This window comes from Erwinia sp. 2186, from assembly GCF_057812255.1.
This window is the reverse complement of sequence record NZ_CM173824.1, coordinates 4,459,989-4,479,075: the sequence shown is the minus strand read 5'-3', so window position 1 is coordinate 4,479,075 and position 19,087 is coordinate 4,459,989. Positions and strand designations below refer to the sequence as shown.

13 protein-coding genes are annotated in these 19,087 nt (G+C 56.8%); 9 read left to right on the top strand and 4 right to left on the bottom strand.

Annotated elements, in window-relative coordinates; all coding sequences use genetic code 11:
* Positions 1 to 127 precede the first annotated feature (127 nt).
* Positions 128 to 901: an AraC family transcriptional regulator gene (locus tag ACXKZG_RS20915; protein WP_488875436.1), complete on the top strand. Its 774-nt coding sequence runs from the start codon at positions 128 to 130 to the stop codon at positions 899 to 901.
* Here the strand turns inward: ACXKZG_RS20915 and leuA are convergent.
* Positions 874 to 2,547 carry a 2-isopropylmalate synthase gene (leuA, locus tag ACXKZG_RS20910; protein WP_488875435.1) on the bottom strand — a complete coding sequence of 558 codons (1,674 nt, stop codon included), beginning with the start codon at positions 2,545 to 2,547 and terminating at the stop codon, positions 874 to 876. The two genes, ACXKZG_RS20915 and leuA, sit on opposite strands and share 28 nt — an antisense overlap.
* A 688-nt stretch (positions 2,548 to 3,235) precedes the next feature.
* On the opposite strand from leuA, the gene ACXKZG_RS20905 reads away from it, so the two are divergent.
* Positions 3,236 to 4,888, top strand: coding sequence for a dihydroxyacetone kinase subunit DhaK (locus tag ACXKZG_RS20905; protein WP_488875434.1), 1,653 nt, complete (start codon positions 3,236 to 3,238; stop codon positions 4,886 to 4,888).
* A 356-nt stretch (positions 4,889 to 5,244) separates the two neighbouring features.
* Here the strand turns inward: ACXKZG_RS20905 and sbmA are convergent, their stop codons facing one another.
* On the bottom strand, positions 5,245 to 6,474 hold the full coding sequence (sbmA, locus tag ACXKZG_RS20900) for a peptide antibiotic transporter SbmA (RefSeq protein ID WP_134823260.1): 1,230 nt from the start codon (positions 6,472 to 6,474) through the stop codon (positions 5,245 to 5,247).
* Positions 6,475 to 6,809: 335 nt separating this feature from the next.
* Between sbmA and ACXKZG_RS20895 the strand changes: the two genes are divergently transcribed.
* Positions 6,810 to 9,695, top strand: a complete 2,886-nt coding sequence (locus ACXKZG_RS20895; protein WP_488875433.1) for an EAL domain-containing protein — start codon at positions 6,810 to 6,812, stop codon at positions 9,693 to 9,695.
* Positions 9,696 to 9,742: 47 nt separating this feature from the next.
* Here the strand turns inward: ACXKZG_RS20895 and ACXKZG_RS20890 are convergent, their stop codons facing one another.
* Entirely contained in the window at positions 9,743 to 11,155 is a 1,413-nt protein-coding gene (locus ACXKZG_RS20890; RefSeq protein ID WP_134823262.1) for an MFS transporter, read from the bottom strand.
* A gap of 271 nt (positions 11,156 to 11,426) precedes the next feature.
* Here ACXKZG_RS20890 and ACXKZG_RS20885 point away from each other — a divergent pair, with 271 nt between their 5' ends.
* From ACXKZG_RS20885 to yjdN, 4 genes are all read left to right on the top strand, one after another.
* The gene (locus ACXKZG_RS20885; RefSeq protein WP_013200412.1) at positions 11,427 to 12,164 is read left to right on the top strand and encodes a gluconate 2-dehydrogenase subunit 3 family protein; all 738 of its coding nucleotides are present in this window, start codon (positions 11,427 to 11,429) and stop codon (positions 12,162 to 12,164) included.
* 2 nt (positions 12,165 to 12,166) lie between these two features.
* Positions 12,167 to 13,948, top strand: coding sequence for a GMC family oxidoreductase (locus tag ACXKZG_RS20880; protein ID WP_013200413.1), 1,782 nt, complete (start codon positions 12,167 to 12,169; stop codon positions 13,946 to 13,948).
* Positions 13,949 to 13,958: 10 nt separating this feature from the next.
* On the top strand, positions 13,959 to 15,272 hold the full coding sequence (locus ACXKZG_RS20875; RefSeq protein ID WP_488875432.1) for a c-type cytochrome: 1,314 nt from the start codon (positions 13,959 to 13,961) through the stop codon (positions 15,270 to 15,272).
* A 317-nt stretch (positions 15,273 to 15,589) separates the two neighbouring features.
* Positions 15,590 to 16,030, top strand: coding sequence for a VOC family metalloprotein YjdN (gene yjdN / locus ACXKZG_RS20870; protein ID WP_134823265.1), 441 nt, complete (start codon positions 15,590 to 15,592; stop codon positions 16,028 to 16,030).
* Here the strand turns inward: yjdN and ACXKZG_RS20865 are convergent.
* Positions 16,020 to 16,931, bottom strand: a complete 912-nt coding sequence (locus tag ACXKZG_RS20865; RefSeq protein ID WP_488875431.1) for a LysR family transcriptional regulator — start codon at positions 16,929 to 16,931, stop codon at positions 16,020 to 16,022. The genes yjdN and ACXKZG_RS20865 overlap by 11 nt on opposite strands.
* 98 nt (positions 16,932 to 17,029) lie before the next feature.
* Between ACXKZG_RS20865 and ACXKZG_RS20860 the strand changes: the two genes are divergently transcribed.
* Entirely contained in the window at positions 17,030 to 18,097 is a 1,068-nt protein-coding gene (locus ACXKZG_RS20860) for an SDR family oxidoreductase (protein ID WP_488875430.1), read from the top strand.
* 183 nt (positions 18,098 to 18,280) lie between these two features.
* Positions 18,281 to 19,060 carry an L-threonylcarbamoyladenylate synthase gene (locus ACXKZG_RS20855; protein ID WP_013200418.1) on the top strand — a complete coding sequence of 260 codons (780 nt, stop codon included), beginning with the start codon at positions 18,281 to 18,283 and terminating at the stop codon, positions 19,058 to 19,060.
* Positions 19,061 to 19,087 lie beyond the last annotated feature (27 nt).

The following is a 19,087-nucleotide window of genomic DNA, read 5'->3' as shown; positions in this document are numbered from 1 at the left end:
CGCGAATGCGCGGCAACCGGCTCGCGTTGGCCAGTCCGGTTGCCGCATAATATTGCACTGCAACCGGCTCGCATTTCTCACCGGTGGCGTGATACGTTTCTGTCACAACCTGCCGCCGGTAATCGTCATGTCGACCACCTTTATCCCCGAATTTTCCACCCGTCCACTGATCCCCTTCGCCCATGATTATCAGCATGGCGACCGCGAACAGATGCATCACCACGACTGCGCGCAGCTGATCCACAGCCTGACCGGCGTGGTCAGGGTCGAAACCGCCGCCGGACACTGGATTGTGCCGCCGGGGCGCGGCGTCTGGATGCCCGCTGGCGTGCGGCATGCGTTGCAGATCACCGGCCAGGTGGCGGCGAGAACGCTGTTTATCGACCCGCTCGCCCGCGCGGATTTGCCGGTCAGCTGTCAGGTGGTGCAGGTTTCGCCGTTGCTGAGAGAGTTAATTGTCAGCTCGCTGTCGCTGCCGCCATCTTATTCGGCCAACACCCGCACCGAGCGGATTTACGAGCTGATGCTGGATGAAATCCGGGTGATGGCGGCGTTGCCGTTTTGCCTGCCGGAGCCACAGACGCCGCCGCTGATGGCCCTGTGCCAACGTATCCGCACGCAGCCCGCCGAACGCTGGACGCTGGAAAATAGCGCCAGCCAGCTGAGTGTCAGCAGCAGGACGCTGGCCCGACGTTTTTATCAGGAAACCGGCCTGCAGTTCAGTGACTGGGTGCGCCGCGCCAGGCTGATGGAAGCCCTGACGCGGCTGGCAGCGGGTGAGTCGGTGCTGCGCGTGGCGCTGGATATGGGTTACGAAAGCCACAGTGCCTTCAGCGCCATGTTCCGGCGGATTATGGGCGTGGCGCCCAGCGACTATTTCCCGGCCAAAGACGTCCAGTGAGCGAAGGCGTTGAGCAGCGCCTGCAGAGAAGCTCTGGCCACGTCGCCATCGATGCCGACGCCCCAGCTGCTCTGGCCGTCCGGTAGGATGCAGCGCAGATAGGTCACCGAGCGGCTGTCACTGTGTTGCCCCAGCGTATGCTCGTGGTAATCCTGGATCGACAGCGTGACGTTATAGGTCTTGCTCAGTGCCGCCACGGCCGCCGACAGCAGGCCCTTTCCCCGACCGTCCAGTTTCTGGCGTTTTTCGCCCTGCCACAGTTCGCCCTGTAACAGCAATTCGCCGCCTTCGCTCTGGCTGCGGTAATCATGCAGTTGCAGCGCGGGCGAGGTTAAGCCATACAGGCGGCAGAACAGTTGCCAGATGGCGGCCTGGGTCATTTCCCCGCCTTCGCTGTCGGCCTGCTGCTGCACGTGATGGCTGAAATGCTGTTGCAGCGCGCGAGGCAGGGACAGCCCGTGGTTTTGCTCGATCATCCAGGCGGCACCGCTTTTCCCCGACTGGCTGTTGACGCGGATCACCGCTTCATAGCTGCAGCCGATATCCGCCGGATCGATGGGCAGATACGGCACTTCCCACTGCGCGTCCGGCGTCTGCCGGCGGGCGCTGAAGCCTTTTTTAATCGCATCCTGATGCGATCCGGAAAAGGCGGTAAACACCAGTTCACCGGCATACGGATGGCGGGGATGCACCGGCAGCTGGTTGCACTGCTCGACGGTTTCCACCACCTGTTTAATCTGGCTGAAATCGAGACCCGGCGGGATGCCTTGGGTATAGAGGTTCAACGCCAGCGTCACCAGATCGACATTGCCGGTGCGCTCGCCGTTGCCAAACAGGCAGCCTTCAACCCGATCGGCCCCGGCCAGCATCGCCAGTTCGGCACAGGCAATGCCGGTACCACGGTCGTTATGCGGATGTACGCTGATGCACACCTGCGATCGCGCCGAAAAATGGCGGCAGAAGTGCTCAATCTGATCGGCATAAACGTTCGGGGTGTTCACTTCCACCGTGGCCGGTAAGTTGACGATCATCGGGCGTTCGGCACAGGGTTGCCAGACGGCGGCGACGGCTTCACAAATCTCCAGCGCAAAGTCACTTTCGGTAAAACAGAAGGTTTCCGGCGAGTATTCAAACGTCCAGTGGGTGGCCGGGTTCTCTTCGCAGCGCTGGCGAATTTGTCGGGTGGCGTTGACTGCCAGCGCGACGATCTCTTCCCGGCTTTGGCGGAACACCAGCTTACGGAACACCGGTGCGGTGGCGTTATACAGATGCAAAGTGGCGCGGTGTGCGCCTTCAAGGGCGGCAAAAGTGCGGTCGATTAAGTCACTGCGGGCCTGGGTCAGCACCTGAATGGTGACGTTTTCGGGGATATGATCCCCTTCGATCAGCTCACGGACAAAGGCAAAGTCCGTCTGTGATGCCGACGGAAACGCCACTTCAATTTCGGTGAAACCGCACTGCAGCAGCAGGTTCCAGAACAGCATTTTGCGCTGGCTGTCCATCGGCTCGGCCAGCGCCTGATTGCCGTCGCGGAGATCGGTGGATAACCAGCGTGGTGCCTGGGTTAAGGTCCTGCCCGGCCACTGACGGTCGGGGAGTGCCAGCACCGGGGACGTGGGGTATTTTTCTGCGGGGGATAACAGCATGATGAGTCTCCTGAAAAGGGAGAACCATCATGACCGCAGGTCGCGGCAGAGACTGGCGGAAAGCTGACAATCAGTGTGGCAAAAGTGACAAATGAAAAAAAAGCAGACCTTGCGGTCTGCCTTCTGAACGCCCTGGAATTGGCGTGTTGAACCAAAGAGATTTGCTGTCAGCGGTATTAATTGTTGGTTGTATAAAAATCCGCTGGCTTTTTTTTTATAGGAAAACGATCTTTGCCACAAGCTGTTCCTGGAAATCCGCCATATTTTTAAGCCATTTCTCGGAAAATTGCAGCAAGCTTTACGGTGAAATGTGACAAAAACAACACTCTCCTGACCTTTTTCAGAATGTGGAACATGTCGTCCGGATAATGAGTAATCATAAAACTGATCTATATCAATCGGTTGTAATTAACGTTGAAAAAAATTCACTGATTGTAACGGCATGTATCAGGTTTTTTAAAACGTCAGCAGGACATTATTCTGCTGTGGCCTTTATATTAAGAATGAATAATTAGCGGAGTCAGTAATCGCTATTTAAGTATTGCCGCCAGATTTTCTGGAAATGCGCTTCTATTACTGCATCGCGTTACTGACTCTTTTTGCCCAATCACGAAAAATAATTCAGCTACAGTTAGACACTTAGCTCGTTTTCCCCTTCATCATTCACATCATCAGAGAGAGAAGCGTCATGAGTCAGTTTTTTATGAATCAGAAGAGCGGCCTGGTCAATGAAGCCATCGAAGGTGCCCTGATTAGCAGTGGTTATCACAATATCAGTCAGCTGGACGTGGGGCTGGATATCCGGGTGGTGGTGCGGAATGACTGGGATAAGTCGCGCGTGGCGTTGATTTCCGGCGGTGGTTCCGGTCATGAGCCGGCTCACGTTGGTTTTGTCGGCAAAGGGATGCTGACCGCAGCCGTTTGCGGCGATATTTTTGCCTCACCCAGCGTTGACGCGGTATTAAGCGCCATTGTTAACGTAACCGGTAAGAAAGGCTGTTTGCTGATCGTCAAAAACTACACCGGCGATCGGCTCAATTTTGGTCTGGCGGCGGAGAAGGCGAAGAAGCTGGGCTTCAAGGTCGATTTGGTGATGGTGACCGATGATATCGCCCTGCCGGATAACCCGCAGCCGCGCGGCATTGCGGGAACGGCGTTGGTGCATAAGGTGGCCGGTTATGCGGCAGAGCAGGGCAAATCCTTAAAAGACGTGACGGCGCTCGCGAATAAAGCGATTGCGGCCACGGCGAGTATTGGTTTGGCATTTTCCACCTGTCATGTGCCTGGTGAGACGCGCGACGATCGGGTGAAGGAAGGGCAGAGCGAGTTGGGCATGGGCATTCACGGCGAACCGGGTGCATCGACGCTGAAGACGCAGAACAGCGAGGAGATCGTCAGCGTGTTGGTGGAGAAGCTGGCGAAGCACAATCCGGATGGCAAGAAGGTGGCGTTGTTAGTGAACAATCTGGGCGGTTTTTCGGCGCTGGAGATGGCGGTGCTAACCCGCGAGGTGTTGAAAACGGATTTAGGTAAAACCGTTAAGCAGTTGGTGGGGCCGGCAACCCTGGTGAGTGCGTTGGACATGAAGGGCTTTTCCCTTTCGACGCTGGTATTGACGCCTTCGTTGGAGGAAGCATTGCTGGCGCCGGTCGAGGCCAGCGGTTGGCAGTCGGCGGTGAAGGTGAAGGCTCCGAAGGTGATCAAAGGTAAGAAAGTGGCCTCCCAGCAGAAGGTGAAGCCATCGGAGAATGCAAAGGTTGCCGCGGTGGTGAAGGCCATTTGCAGCACGTTGGTGGGATTAGAGAGTGAGTTGAATCAGCTGGATGCGAAGGTCGGTGACGGTGACACCGGTTCAACCTTTGCGGCCGGCGCGGGCAAGGTGTTGAAGGACTTGAAGGCGAAGGCATTGCCATTAGACGATTTGTCCAGTCTGCTGACCTATGTCGGTGAGCAGTTGGCGGTGGTGATGGGCGGTTCCAGCGGGGTATTGATGTCGATTATGTTTACCGCGGCGGGGCAGAAGCTGGAAGAGGGCGAGCCGGTGGCGAAGGCGTTGAGTTGGGGTCTGGACAGAATGCAGCATTACGGCGGCGCGCAGCCGGGTCATCGCACGATGATCGATGCGTTGCATCCGGCCTTTGAAGCCTTGGTCGCCGGTAAGGATTTGAAGAAGGTGGCTGCCGCGGCGAAGAAGGGGGCGGACAGCACCGCGAAGATGAGTTCAGCCAAAGCCGGACGTTCATCGTATCTGAACAAGGACAGTCTGAACGGGGTGAAAGACCCAGGCGCTTATGCCGTGGAGCAGGTGTTTGCTGAGTTGGCTAAGGGCGGTAAGGCTTAAGGGGTAAGGTCAAAACCGGCTCGGGTGTCTCGGCGTCGGCAGAGTGCGCGTGATCCGAGGCGCCGTGAACCCATCCCTGGGGGCTTGGCTGCCGCATCCCTGCGGCAGACACTCGGCTAACGCGCACTCTGCCGCCACCCTTAATCTTCTGAGTTGTTGGTGGGATTTGGGGATGCACAGGTCAAGGGCTGACTCGGTGGTATGCCGCCAGCCCCAGTCGCAATGCACCGATAGCGGCCTGGCGATGATTGGAGGGGAAAAGGTGCCGCTGAGTCATTGAACCACGCATAAAAAAGCCCGATATATCGGGCTTTTTTTACAAGGGCTTCCTGCCCGCAGGTTCTGCTGTTGCGGGATTACTCGACGGTGACGTCCTGTGGGTCGGGCAGATTATCCAGCGTGCGCTCGAAGCTGCGCAGACGTTTGTAGATCGACAACAGCTCCACCAGAGTGGTCCAGGAGTTAATCAGATACTGGAAGGAGCCGCGAACCTGATCGAAAACGTTGGTGATCTGCGTCAGCAACCCGAGGGTGATGGCGCCGGTGATAATCGACGGGAACAGCACAAACAGACTGAATACCGCATCAAGCTGCAGATACAGAATGCGCGCAATGTTGAAGTACAGATAGTGGAAGTACAGGCGGAAATAGTTGCGGCGCACGTTGGAGAACAGCTCGCGCACGGTCGGTGGACGGGCGCGGTGCGGATCGTCTTCGCCGTAGACCAGCTCTTTACGGTACGCGGCTTCAACCCGCTGATTCCTGAACTCCAGACCCGGCAGCTTAATCCCGATAACCGCCAGCAGGCCGGTTCCCAGCAAGGACCACAGCAGCGCGGCAATCACCAGCGAATAGGGAATGCTGCCCAAAATCGGAATGGTTTTGACGTGGACCGACAGCGCGACCAGCACCGGTAAAAAGGCAATCAGCAGCATGATCGAATTGATAAAGCTGGTGCCCATATCTTCCAGCGTCGAAGAGAAACGCATGGTGTCTTCCTGCACACGCTGAGCCGCACCTTCAATGCCCCGCAGTTCCGGCCAATGATCCATATAGTAATTGTTCATCGCCGTGCGCCAGCGGAATATGTAGTGGCTGACAAAGAACATATTCAGCACGCCGACTACCACCGCAATCATCGCAATACTCAAAAATCCCTGAAGCTGCAGGTAAAATGCTTCGATCTTGATGGTATTAGGGTGCGACATCGCCTTTTGAATTAAATCATAGAAAGGCTCGTACCAGGCATTCACCGCCACGCTGACCTGCACCGAAAACCAGGTGGCGAAGATAATCAGCGCTGAACCCAGAATCGACCAACGCTGCCACGGATGCGGGCTGACGATGGCCCAGAAGGCATAAAATATCGCTACCACCAGCAGATAGTAGAGATAAAAAGCCAGCGCGCTGGGGGCGATAAAGCGCAGTGCGTTATTCGGTAACGGTTCCTGCGCGTTGCCAGCAAAGGCCGAAAAGTGAGTCATCCAGGTACTGGCACCCGCAAACCACAACAAAATGGCCAGGGCACTCCAGAGCACGACACTTCCAAAAAACAGCCCCGGTCGGGGAAAAAATGATTTGAACATAATGACTCCAAATAATGTGCTCTTTTTTTATAACGCTTTTTGCTGTGAACAATCTTATCGCGGTTGTTTCCGAAAGTGTCAGCCCTAAATAAACGCTGAATGTTTTTTAAACAATGCCGATAAACAGGAAAGAACCTCTGACATTCATCTGAAATCGCTTGAAATTACAGCGCTTTTCAGTTTATAGCTATTAAGAATATTCTTAGAAAAAACAGACGGCCTGCTGATAAAAGGCAGCGTTGAGCCCATTGGCGTCAAGCCCTGACGCACTTGAAAGCCAGGGGTCTGGACAGGCAAATACCCGTCCAGACCTTCAGCAACCAGGCGAAAAGACCATGACAGAAAATAGCGATGTGATGTACCGCTTATTGGTACAGAGCGTAGTGGATTACGCAATTTATATGCTCAAGCCGGATGGCACCGTCGCCAACTGGAATGCCGGCGCACAGCGCGCCAAAGGCTATCTGCCGGAAGAAATTGTCGGGAAAAACTTCTCGCTGTTTTACAGCGAACAGGACCGCGCTAAAGGCCTCCCGCAGCATGGGCTGGAAACCGCCAGCCGCACCGGGCGTTATGAAGTGGAAGGCTGGCGCTACCGCAAAGACGGCAGCGCCTTCTGGGCGCATGTGATTATTGATGCTGTGCGCGCGGAAGACGGCACGCTGATTGGCTTTGCCAAAATTACCCGCGACTGCACCGAACAAAAGGCCGCCCAGGCCGGGCAGCGCGCGCATGAAGAAAAATTTCGCCTGCTGGTGGATGGCGTCAAAGATTACGCCATCTACATGCTGGATGCCGAAGGCAACGTGGTGAACTGGAACGCCGGTGCCACCCGGTCAAAAGGCTATACCGCCGATGAGATCGTCGGAAAACACTTTTCGGTGTTCTACAGCACCCAGGATCGGCTGGCGAAAGTGCCGGAAGCCAACCTGCGGACCGCACACCGCACCGGACGTTTTGAAGAGCAGGGCTATCGCTACCGCAAAGACGGCAGCGCTTTCTTTGCCCACGTGGTGATTGATGCGGTCCACGACGACGACGGCAAGCTGATCGGCTACGCCAAAATCACCCGCGACTGTACCGAACAACAGCGTCTGCTGGTCGAGCAGCGTGAAAGGGAGCAGGTGTTCCGCCTGCTGGTGGAAGGCGTGACTGACTACGCCATCTACATTCTGGATCCTAATGGCCTGGTGGTGAACTGGAACGCCGGTGCGCGGCGGGCCAAAGGCTACAGCGCCGATGAAATTGTCGGAAAGCACTTCTCCTGTTTCTACAGCGCGCAGGATCGCCTGGCGCGCCTGCCTGAAACCAACCTGAAACTGGCTGAAACCACCGGTCGTTTTGACGACGAGGGCTGGCGCTACCGCAAAGATGGCAGCGCGTTCTGGGCCCATGTGGTGATCGACGCAATCCATAACGACAGTGGTCAGCTGATTGGCTACGCCAAAATCACCCGCGACTGCACCGAAGTGCGGGAATACGAGCAGCAGATTTTAAGGGCGAAGGATCTGGCCGAGCAGACCAGCGCCAGGACGGCGTCGCTGTCAAAATTCCTCGACACCATCATCGCCAATATTCCCTCTTCGGTGATTGTGGAAGATGTGGTTTCGCGCGAAATCCTGCTGATGAACAACAAGGCCGAACAGCTGCTGGGGCTGACTCAGCAGCAGATGAGCGGCAAAAAGCTGGCAGCCTGCCTGACCTCTGAAATGAGCGACTATTTCACCCAGCTTTCCACCGCCGCGCAGCGCTTCGAAGGGCTGCATAAAAACGAGCAGCTGTTAAATACCCGTGGCGGCGAGCGGATTATCTCCGCCTCGGCGGCGATTATTCGCGGCAACGATGCGCGCACTAACTACGTGCTGCTGATTGCCGATGACGTCACCGATCAGCGTGCGGCGGATGCGCGCATTCACCATATGGCGCATCACGATAACCTCACCAGCCTGCCGAACCGCGTGCTGTTCAGTCAGCGGCTTAATGAGGCGCTGCGTGCCGATCGCGAGGCCGGGAAACTGACCGCCACGCTGGGTCTGGATCTCGATAACTTTAAAAACGTCAACGATGCGCTTGGCCATCAGGTTGGCGACGATCTGCTGCGCGCGGTAGCCAGCCGGTTGCGCGGGGTACTGCGCGATGTCGATACGCTGGCGCGGAATGGCGGCGACGAATTCTCGATTGTGCTGCCCGGCCTGACCCATCAGCAGGAAGCCGACGCGATTGCTCACCGGCTGATTGAAGTGACCAAACTGCCGTTTAACGTCGATGGCCATAACCTCTCGGTCGGGCTGAGCATCGGCATCGCGATTGGCGGTCGCGAGCTGGCGACGCCGGAGCAGCTGCTGCGCTGTGCCGATATGGCGCTGTATGAAGCCAAGCGCAACGGCCGTAACCGCTTCGAACACTTCTCGGTGCAAATGGGCGAAGCCGCCAATCTGCGTCGGATGATTGAAAATGACCTGCGCGATGCGATTACCCATAAGCATTTGCGGCTTTACTATCAGCCGATTACCAACAATCACGGTCGCGAAATCATCGGCTACGAAGCGCTGATGCGGTGGCATCACCCGGAAAAAGGGCTGATCATGCCGATGGACTTTATCCCGATTGCCGAAGAAACCGGGTTAATCCACAGCCTGGGCGCTTATGCCCTGTATGAAGCCTGCCGCGAGGCCGCCAACTGGCCGGCGCACCAGAGCGTGGCGGTTAACCTGTCGCCGCTGCAATTTAAAAACAGCTCGCTGGTGTCGGTGGTGGAAGCGGCGCTGAAAGACTCCGGGCTGGAGCCGGGCAGGCTGGAAGTGGAGATCACCGAGTCGGTGCTGCTCGACAACACGCTGGTCAATATCCGCACCTTGCAGAAGCTGAAGGCGCTGGGCGTGCGCATTGCGCTGGATGATTTTGGCACCGGTTATTCGTCGCTCAGCTATCTGCGATCCTTCCCGTTCGACAAAATCAAAATTGATAAGTCATTTATCAACGATATGAAGGACAGCCGTGAAGCGCTGGCGATTATTCGCGCCATTACCGGCATGAGCCGCAGTCTGGATATTCAAATTACCGCAGAAGGGGTGGAGAGCAATGAGCAGTTTGAACAGCTGAAAAGTGAAGGCTGTACGCTGTTCCAGGGCTATTTCTTCGGGCGACCGCAGCCGCCAGAAACCCGACTCAAGGTGTTTAATCCGCCGGAAAGATTTGCTGAAGTCTCAGCCGAAAAGTAAGCCTGCCGCCGGTATTGCCTGAACCGTCAGGCAATACCGGCGCGGTGTCAGATCCGCTCCGGATCCAGCCCGCGCGTCTTCGGACCAAAAATCCCAATCACCAGCATCACAATCACCATACTCACCACGATAAAGGCAATCACGCCCTGCGCACCGGCCACCTGCAAAATCATGCCGATAATAATGCTGCTGAACACCGTGGAAAGACGGCTGAACGAGTAGCAGAACCCGACGGCGCGCGCGCGAATAAAGGTCGGGAACACCTCGGTCTGATAGGCGTGATAGCTGTAGGTCAGCCAGGCGTTGGAGTACGTGATGCAGAAGCCGCAGACAATCAGCAAAATCGGGCTGGTTTGCAGCGCAAACAGCGTGCCGAAGACCACCGTCATCAACGAGGCGAGCACGATCTGCCATTTATTCTCAATCTTGTCGGCATAGCGGCTGCAAATCAGCGAGCCCAGCGGATAGGCGAGGGTAATGAAAAAGGCATACAGCAGGCTGTGGGTGATGCTCGCGCCTTTGCCGGACAGCAACGCGGGCAGCCAGTTGCCGAAGCCGAAGAAACCGATCGCCTGGAAGATATTCATCACCACCAGCATCAGCGTGCGCTGACGGTATTCAGGGCGCCAGATATCGCGGAAGCGACCTTTCTTTTCAATGATGCCGCCGGTTTCGATCGTCGCTGCCGCCGGTTCGGTGCTGGCTTTACCACAGCGGATCTCCATCGCCGTCACGCCTTTATGCGCCTCCAGATGGCGGCCCTGCTGCGCCAGCCAGCGCGGCGATTCCGGCAGATTTTTTCGGATAAACCAGATCACCAGCGAGCATAACGCCCCGGCAATCACCACCCAGCGCCAGCCGGTCAGGCCGAGGATGGTTTGCGGCACCAGCCACCACGACATCAGCGCAACCGCCGGCACCGACAGAAACTGCACAAAGAAGGCGAAGGCAAACGCCTTGCTGCGCAGGTAGCTCGGCACCGATTCGGTCAGATAGGTATCGATGGTCACCAGTTCGATGCCCAGCCCGACGCCGACCAGGAAACGAAAGAAAATGATCCCTTCGGCGTGATTCTGGAAGGCCATGATCAGCGAAAAACAGCCGTACCAGGCCAGCGCGCACATAAAGGTGATGCGACGGCCAAAGCGGTCGGCATAGGGAGCCAGCAGGCTGGCACCGAGGAATAAACCCAGGAAGGTGGAAGAGGCAAAGGCGGCCTGATCGGAGATGCCAAACACGCCCTGGCTGCCGACATGGAAGATATTTTCCGCCACCAGACCGGCGCTGATATAGCCGGTCTGAAACAGGTCGTACAGCTCGAAAAACCCACCCAGCGAGAGCAGGGCGATAAAGCGCCATAGTCCGGCTGAGGCCGGCAGTGCATCGATACGTTCGGAAAGCTTATTGTTATTGAATGCAGGTTCAGACGGCATCGTCCCTGGCGAACAGACTTCACTCATTGCTTTTTAATCCTCGTTCTTGCGGTACGCAGATCCTCCATCCTAAGGGTTTATGTCAGGTTTTGTATATCCAGATGCAAATCTTGTTAATGAATTTGTGCCATTTTGTTTCCCTGCGCTAAATCTTTGCTAAAAGACCTGTTAAACTCCATGGCATTGTTACCGGTAACATTGATTCGGTAACCGCGTTATGTGCCCGATTAAAAAAAATACTGCAAGCAACCGTGAATCCCAAGCCGAAGCACCAGGCGCAAGTTATTAAGGCAATGTCATGTCGAAAGAAACCACAGGAAGCTCCCGCCGGGACTTTCTGCTGAAAACCATCACCCTGGCTCCGGCCATGGCGATCGGCAGTACCGGAATTGGCGCGCTGACCGCCGCTGCTCCGGCCGCCGCGAAAGAATCCGCGCCATCCGGTCCACAAAAAGCCCGTGATTACCAACCGACCTGGTTCACCCCCGAAGAGTATGCCTTTGTGCAGGCCGCCTGCGCGCGCCTGATCCCGGCCGACGATCGTGGACCTGGCGCGCTGGAAGCCGGCGTGGCGGAATATATCGATCGCCAGATGAATACGCCGTATGCCATTGGTTCCAACTGGTATATGCAGGGACCTTTCCACCCTGATGCCGACAAAGAACTGGGCTATCAGTACCCGCTGGTGCCCCGCCAGATTTACCGTTTAGGGCTGGAAGATGCCGATGCGGTCGCGAAAGCGCAGCATGGCAAGGTCTTCGCCAAACTGAGCGCGGACCAGCAGGACACGCTGCTGCAGGCGTTCGAAGCGGGCAGCGTTGCGTTCAAACAGGTTCCGGCCAAAGTCTTCTTCTCTTTCCTGCTGCAGAACACCCGTGAAGGGTTCTTCAGCGATCCGATCCACGGCGGCAATCAGGGCATGGTCGGCTGGACGCTGATTAACTTCCCGGGCGCGCGTGCGGACTTTATGGACTGGGTTGAACGTGGCGAGCGTTATCCGTTCCCACCGGTATCGATTCGTGGGGAAAGAGCATAACCATGGCAAACGAAATGAAGAAAGTAGATGCGGTGATCGTCGGCTTCGGCTGGGCAGGATCGATCATGGCCAAAGAGCTGACCGAAGCCGGTCTGAACGTGGTGGCACTGGAACGCGGCCCGCATCGTGATACCTATCCGGACGGCGCCTATCCGCAGGTAATTGATGAGCTGACCTATAACATCCGTAAAAAGCTGTTCCAGGATCTGTCGAAAAGCACCGTCACCATCCGCCACAATTCGGCGCAAACCGCACAGCCTTATCGTCAGCTGGCGGCGTTTTTGCCGGGCACCGGCACCGGCGGCGCGGGCCTGCACTGGTCAGGCGTGCACTTCCGCGTCGACCCGATGGAACTGCGTATGCGCAGCCATTACGAAGAGCGTTACGGCAAGAACTTCATTCCTGAAGGCATGACCATTCAGGATTACGGCGTCACCTACGACGAGCTGGAACCGTTCTTCGACAAAGCGGAGAAAGTGTTCGGCACCTCAGGCTCTGAATGGAGCGTAAAAGGCAAGGTGATTGGTCAGGGCAAGGGCAACCCGTTTGCGCCAGACCGCTCCGATAAATTCCCGCTGCCGGCACAGAAGCGCACCTTCTCGGCGCAGATGTTTGCCCAGGCCGCAGAATCCATCGGCTATCACCCGTACGATCTGCCGTCGGCCAACACCTCCGGCCCGTATACCAATACCTATGGCGCGCAGATGGGACCGTGCAACTTCTGTGGTTATTGCAGCGGCTATGCCTGCTACATGTATTCCAAGGCCTCGCCAAACGTCAACATCCTGCCGGCGCTGCGTCAGGAAGCGAAGTTCGAGCTGCGTGAAAACGCCAACGTGCTGCGCGTTAACCTGACCGCCGATAAAAAGCGCGCCACCGGCGTGACCTATGTCGATGCGTTAGGCCGTCAGATTGAGCAGCCTGCCGATCTGGTGATCCTCTCTGCCTTCCAGTTCCACAACGTGCACCTGATGCTGCTGTCCGGCATTGGCAAGCCTTACGATCCGGTGACCAATGAAGGGACCGTGGGCCGTAACTTTGCTTACCAGAACATCTCCACCATCAAGGCGTTCTTCGATAAAGACGTGTTCACCAATAACTTTATTGGTGCGGGCGGTGCGGGCGTGGGTCTGGATGATTTCAATGCCGATAACTTTGACCACGCCAAATACGGCTTTGTTGGCGGCTCGCCAATGTGGGTGAACCAGGCGGGCGTGAAGCCTATCTCCGGTCTGCCAACGCCTCCGGGCACGCCAAACTGGGGCAGCAAGTGGAAAGCCGCCGTGGCCGATCACTACACCCATCACGTGTCGATGGATGCGCACGGGGCTCACCAGTCCTATCGCAACAACTATCTGGACCTGGATCCGAACTACAAGGATGCCTTTGGCCAGCCGCTGCTGCGTATGACCTTCGACTGGCAGGACAACGACATCAAGATGTCGCAGTTTATGCACGGCAAGATGCACAAAATTGCCGAAGCGATGAACCCGAAACTGATCAGCGGTTCACCGAAAGCGGCCGGCACCCACTTCGACACCACCGTCTATCAGACCACCCATATGAACGGCGGCGCGATTATGGGTGAAGATCCAAAAACCAGTGCGGTGAACCGTTATCTGCAAAGCTGGGATGTCCCGAACGTGTTTGTCCCCGGCGCTTCTGCCTTCCCACAAGGTTTGGGCTACAACCCAACCGGCATGGTGGCAGCCCTGACCTACTGGTCAGCTAAAGCGATTCGTGAACAGTACCTGAAAAATCCAGGTCCGTTGGTGCAGGCATAAGGACAACCCGATGAAGATGATGATCCCGGCCCTGTTACTGGGCATGGCAAGCTTTGCCGCGCTGGCGGACGACTCCGGCGCGGCGCAGATCCAACGCGGTGAATACCTGGCGCGCGCCGGTGACTGCGTGGCCTGTCACACCAAAGCGGGCGGCCAGCCGTTCGCCGGTGGCCTGTCGATGGCGACGCCAATCGGCAATATTTACTCCACCAACATCACGCCGGATAAGCAAACCGGTATTGGTGATTACAGCTACGACGATTTCCAGAAAGCGGTGCGTCATGGCGTGGCGAAGAACGGCGATACGCTCTATCCGGCGATGCCGTATCCGTCTTACGCGGTGGTCAGCGATGAGGATATGCAGGCGTTGTATGCCTACTTTATGCATGGCGTGCAGCCGGTTTCGCAGGCCAATCAGGACAGCGACATTCCGTGGCCGCTGTCGATGCGCTGGCCGCTGGCCATCTGGCGCGGCATGTTTGCGCCGGACGTGAAGGCCTTCCAGCCAATCAAAGGTCAGGATGCGGTGCTGGCACGCGGTCAGTATCTGGTTGAAGGCCTCGGCCACTGCGGTGCCTGCCATACGCCGCGCAGCCTGACCATGCAGGAAAAAGCCCTCAATGACAGCGAAGGCAGTGACTATCTGTCCGGCAGCAGCGCGCCGATTGATGGCTGGACCGCCAGCAACCTGCGTGGCGATAACCGTGACGGCCTGGGCCGCTGGAGTGAAGACGATCTGGTGCAGTTCCTGCGTACCGGCCGTAACGATCAGACCGCCGTATTCGGTGGTATGACCGATGTGGTCGAGCACAGCCTGCAGCACCTCAGCCCGGAAGATGCCACGGCGATTGCCCGTTATCTGAAGTCGCTGGGCGCGCGCGATCCGAATCAGGTCGGCTTCAAGTCTGATGACGCGGTGGCGAAAGCCCTGTGGAAAGGCGATGACAGCAAGCCGGGCGCCTCGGTGTACGTCGACAGCTGTGCTGCCTGCCATAAAACCGACGGTAGCGGCTATAAGCGCTTCTTCCCGGAACTGCGCGGTAACGCGGTGGTGCAGGCAGAAGACCCAACCTCGCTGATCCATATCGTGCTCAGCGGTGCCACGCTGCCGGGCGTGAAGGGTGCGCCTTCCAGCATCACCATGCCGGCCTTCGGCTGGCGTCTGAACGACCAGCAGGTCGCTGACGTGGTGAACTTTATCCGCAGCAGCTGGGGTAACAGCGCGAAGCAGCAGGTCAGCGCCAACGATGTGGCGAAAGTGCGCAAGACGGTGCCTGAGCATCAGGGCAATGCCGACGTTGAAAAGTTGATGGAAGAGAAGTAAGCGACTTTACGATCGAAAACGGCCAGCAAACTGGCCGTTTTTTTTTGCTTTATTTTTAGTCATCTCGCTATTTTTAGCATGTTGATGTCCATTCGTTGAAGCAATTTGAAGAATATTGTATCGCTCATAATCTGGGAAACTCTTTCTTTCCCGGCGACTGTTCCCGCGCCGCTATACGGTATTCATAACCGCTTATCCTCTGTCTTCTTTGCATATGTTATTAACCAGTAAAATGTAATTAAGCGCCAGATTTGAGTCGCCTGCTACACTTTCTTCGAGCTTGTTCTTAAGCACATACCTCAAACGAAGGAGATGTTATGCAACTTTCGCCTTATTTATATTTTTCGGGAAACTGTGAAGAGGCTATCGCTTTTTATCAGCAGGCTACGGGAGCCAAACTGACGGTTAAAATGACCTGGGGTGACGTGCCTGCGGAGAAAAAACAGCAGCCGCAGAAACAGAACAGCCCAGCCGCGGAACAGCCAGCGGATGATAAAATCATGCACGCGCTGCTGCATATCGGCGAAGGTGAGCTGCAAATGAGCGACAGCGCGGAAGCGGTAAGCTACAACGGTTTTGCCGTTAGCCTGTCGAGCAACGATCCTGCCGAAGGCAAACGTTGGTTTGATAATCTTTCCGCTGGCGGTAAGGTCACGCTGGAATGGGAAGAAACCTTCTGGGCGGCCGGTTTCGGTACGCTGATCGATAAGTTCGGCGTGCCGTGGCGCATTAACGTAAATAAACCCGCTACTGACTGATTTTTAGCCGATCCAGCGTGGCAAGCAGCGCGTCGACCTTCGGCAGCAGCTGCTTTCTGCGCGGCCAGACGATAAACAGCGGCAGACCTTCTACCGCCAGCTCTGGCAGGATCGGCACCAGCGCACCGCTGGCTAACTCTTTTTCCATCAGCCAGGTCGCCATCTGCGCCACGCCGAGTCCGGCTACCACGGCGGCGACCTGGGCTTCGCCATCCCCCAACGCCATCCGATAAGGTAGGGTTCGGGTTATCGTTCGTCCATCCGGCGAGCGGATATGCCACGGACTGGTGCTGCCATCTACCCGATCGTAAACAATGGCTCGCCTTTCGGTCAGCGCCTGCAAAGAATCAGGCACGCCGTGCTGCGCCAGATAGTCCGGCGAAGCGCAGAAGATCAGCCTTTCATTACCCAAAAAGCGGTAGCCCAGCGAGGGCGGAAAATCTGTCGAGCCGCCAATACGTATCGCGATATCCACGCCTTCCTCAAACAGATCGACAAAGCGATCTGAAAAAGAGAGGGCAATCTGCATCTCCGGGTTCTGCTGGCAAAATTCGTTGATTAGCGGCATCACCTGCATCCGGCCAAAGGTGTTGGGTACGGCAATCCGCAGTCGTCCGACCGGAATGGCGCGCTGGGCGGCCAGTACGGATTCCGCTTCCGCCAGCTCGCTCAGCACACGCGTACAGGTTTCATAAAAGGCCTGACCGGCATCGGTCAGCGCCAGCCGGCGGGTAGTGCGTTCAAACAGCTGCGAACCTAATCGCGCTTCCAGCCTCGCCACGCTTTTACTGACCGCTGAACTGGTCAGGTGCAGTACCGCAGCGGCGGCGGTAAAACTGCCCTGTTCGACGCTGGCCACAAACGGCGTAATGCCCTTAAGGCGATCCTGAGTCATCATCATTAGGGAATCCAGTTCATTAATTATGTGAATTTATACCTCAGATAAGACTCCAATTCTCTATTAAGCTGATTGTTACCCCTTTATTCAGGAGTCTGGCTATGCAACAACGTGCACTTATTGTCGGCGTCAGTGGCGTCATTGGAACCGCGCTGGCGGAACAACTCACCGGTGACGGCTGGCAGGTTTACGGCCTGTCCCGTGGACGCACCGCGGTGCCAGCCGGTTGCACCGCGCTGACTGCCGATCTCACCGACAAAGCCTCGGTAGAAAAGGCGCTGCAAGGCGTCACCGTGGATAAGGTCTTTTTCAGCGTCTGGGCCCGTCAGGCCAACGAGAAAGAGAACATCCGCGTTAACAGCGCCATGGTTCGCAACGTGATTGACGCGCTGGGCGACAGCCTGAAAGGCGGCCACGTCGGGCTGGTCACCGGCCTCAAGCACTACCTCGGCCCGTTTGATGCCTACGGTAAAGGCGCAGTGCCGATGACGCCGTTCCGCGAAGAACAGGGCCGTCAGCCGGTGGATAACTTCTACTACGCGCAGGAAGACGAAGTGTTCGCTGGCGCGGAAAAATATGGCTACAGCTGGAGCGTGCATCGCCCGCACACCATCATCGGTTTCGCGCTGGGCAATGCGATGAATATGGGCCAGACGCTGGCCGTCTACGCCAGCCTGTGCAAGCAGACCGGCCAGCCGTTTGTCTTCCCAGGTTCCAAAGCGCAGTGGGAAGGCGTCACCGATATGACCGACGCGCATATTCTCGCCCAGCAGCTCGAATGGGCCGCCACCACGCCGTCGGCGCAGGATCAGGACTATAACGTGGTGAATGGCGACGTGTTCCGCTGGAAGTGGATGTGGGGCGAAATCGCCAGCTACTTTGGCATTGAGGCCGCGCCGTTCCCGGACGACGTGCAGCCGCTGGATGGCCGCATGGACGCGGCTCCCGCCGAATGGCAGGCGCTGGCGAAGCAGTTCAACCTGAAGGAAGCCGACATCAGCAAGCTGGTATCCTGGTGGCACACCGATGCCGATCTGGGCCGTCCGATGGAAGTGTTTACCGACATCAGCAAGAGCCGTAAAGCAGGCTTCACCGGCTATCAGTCCACGCGTGACGCCTTCTACGCGCTGTTTGATAAGCTGAAAGCGGAAAAGCTGATCCCTTCCTGATTTCGGTTTTCAGCAACGACTGTTTCCTGTGGGAAACAATGCAGGGTTAAAGTGTTTTATTGTTGCCTGAATGGCGGTTTGACGTCAGGATGGTTGCAACAGGCCAGTGCAGGGTTAGCCAGCCATGCTACCTTGAAATACTGACCGACACACTTTAACCCTCTACGTTATACAGGTGCGACCATGAGCAATAAGACTATCCATTGGAACGGCGGCTTACAGCCAGAAGCAGTTAAGGTTTTGTCTGCTGACGGCGGCATGATCGTCTGCCCGACCAAAGTGGGCTACATCATCATGACCTCCGATGCCAAAGGGCTGGAGCGTAAATTTGATGCCAAGCAGCGCAACCGCAACAAGCCGGGCGTGGTGCTGTGTGGTTCTCTGGAGCAGTTGAAAGAGCTGGCGCAGCTGAACCCGGAAATTGAATCGCTGTATCAGCAGCACTGGGATCAGGACGTGCTGTTGGGCTGCATCCTGCCGTGGAAAGAAGACGCAGTTGCACGCATTCCGGAAGACGGTTCAAAAGACCTGATGATGGATCGCCGTCAGACCAGCTGCTTTGTGATCAAATTCGGTACCCCTGGCGAAAACCTGGCGAAAGAGCTGTGGGAAAACCACGGTAAATTCTCCTTCGCCAGCTCCGCTAACCCGTCAGGCAAAGGCAACCGCGGCCTGGTCGAAGGGATCGGCGAGCGTATCGAATCGCAGGCTGACCTGATTATTGAAGCCAACGACTACGTGAAATCCATCCAGCCGAACGAGTCTGAGAAAACCCGTTACGAGCAGGGTGTGATGGTGGCGATGGTGGATGAGCAGGGCAAACTGGTGCCAGAGCAGAAAGGCGAGCGCAACATCACGCCATGCCCAATCTTGATCCGTAAAGGTCTGGATGTGGACAAAATTATGTCGATGCTGTCTGACACCTTCACCACCTGGGATTACCGTCACGGTAACTACTACTAAGCATGCTGAGGGCGGACGCTGTTCCGC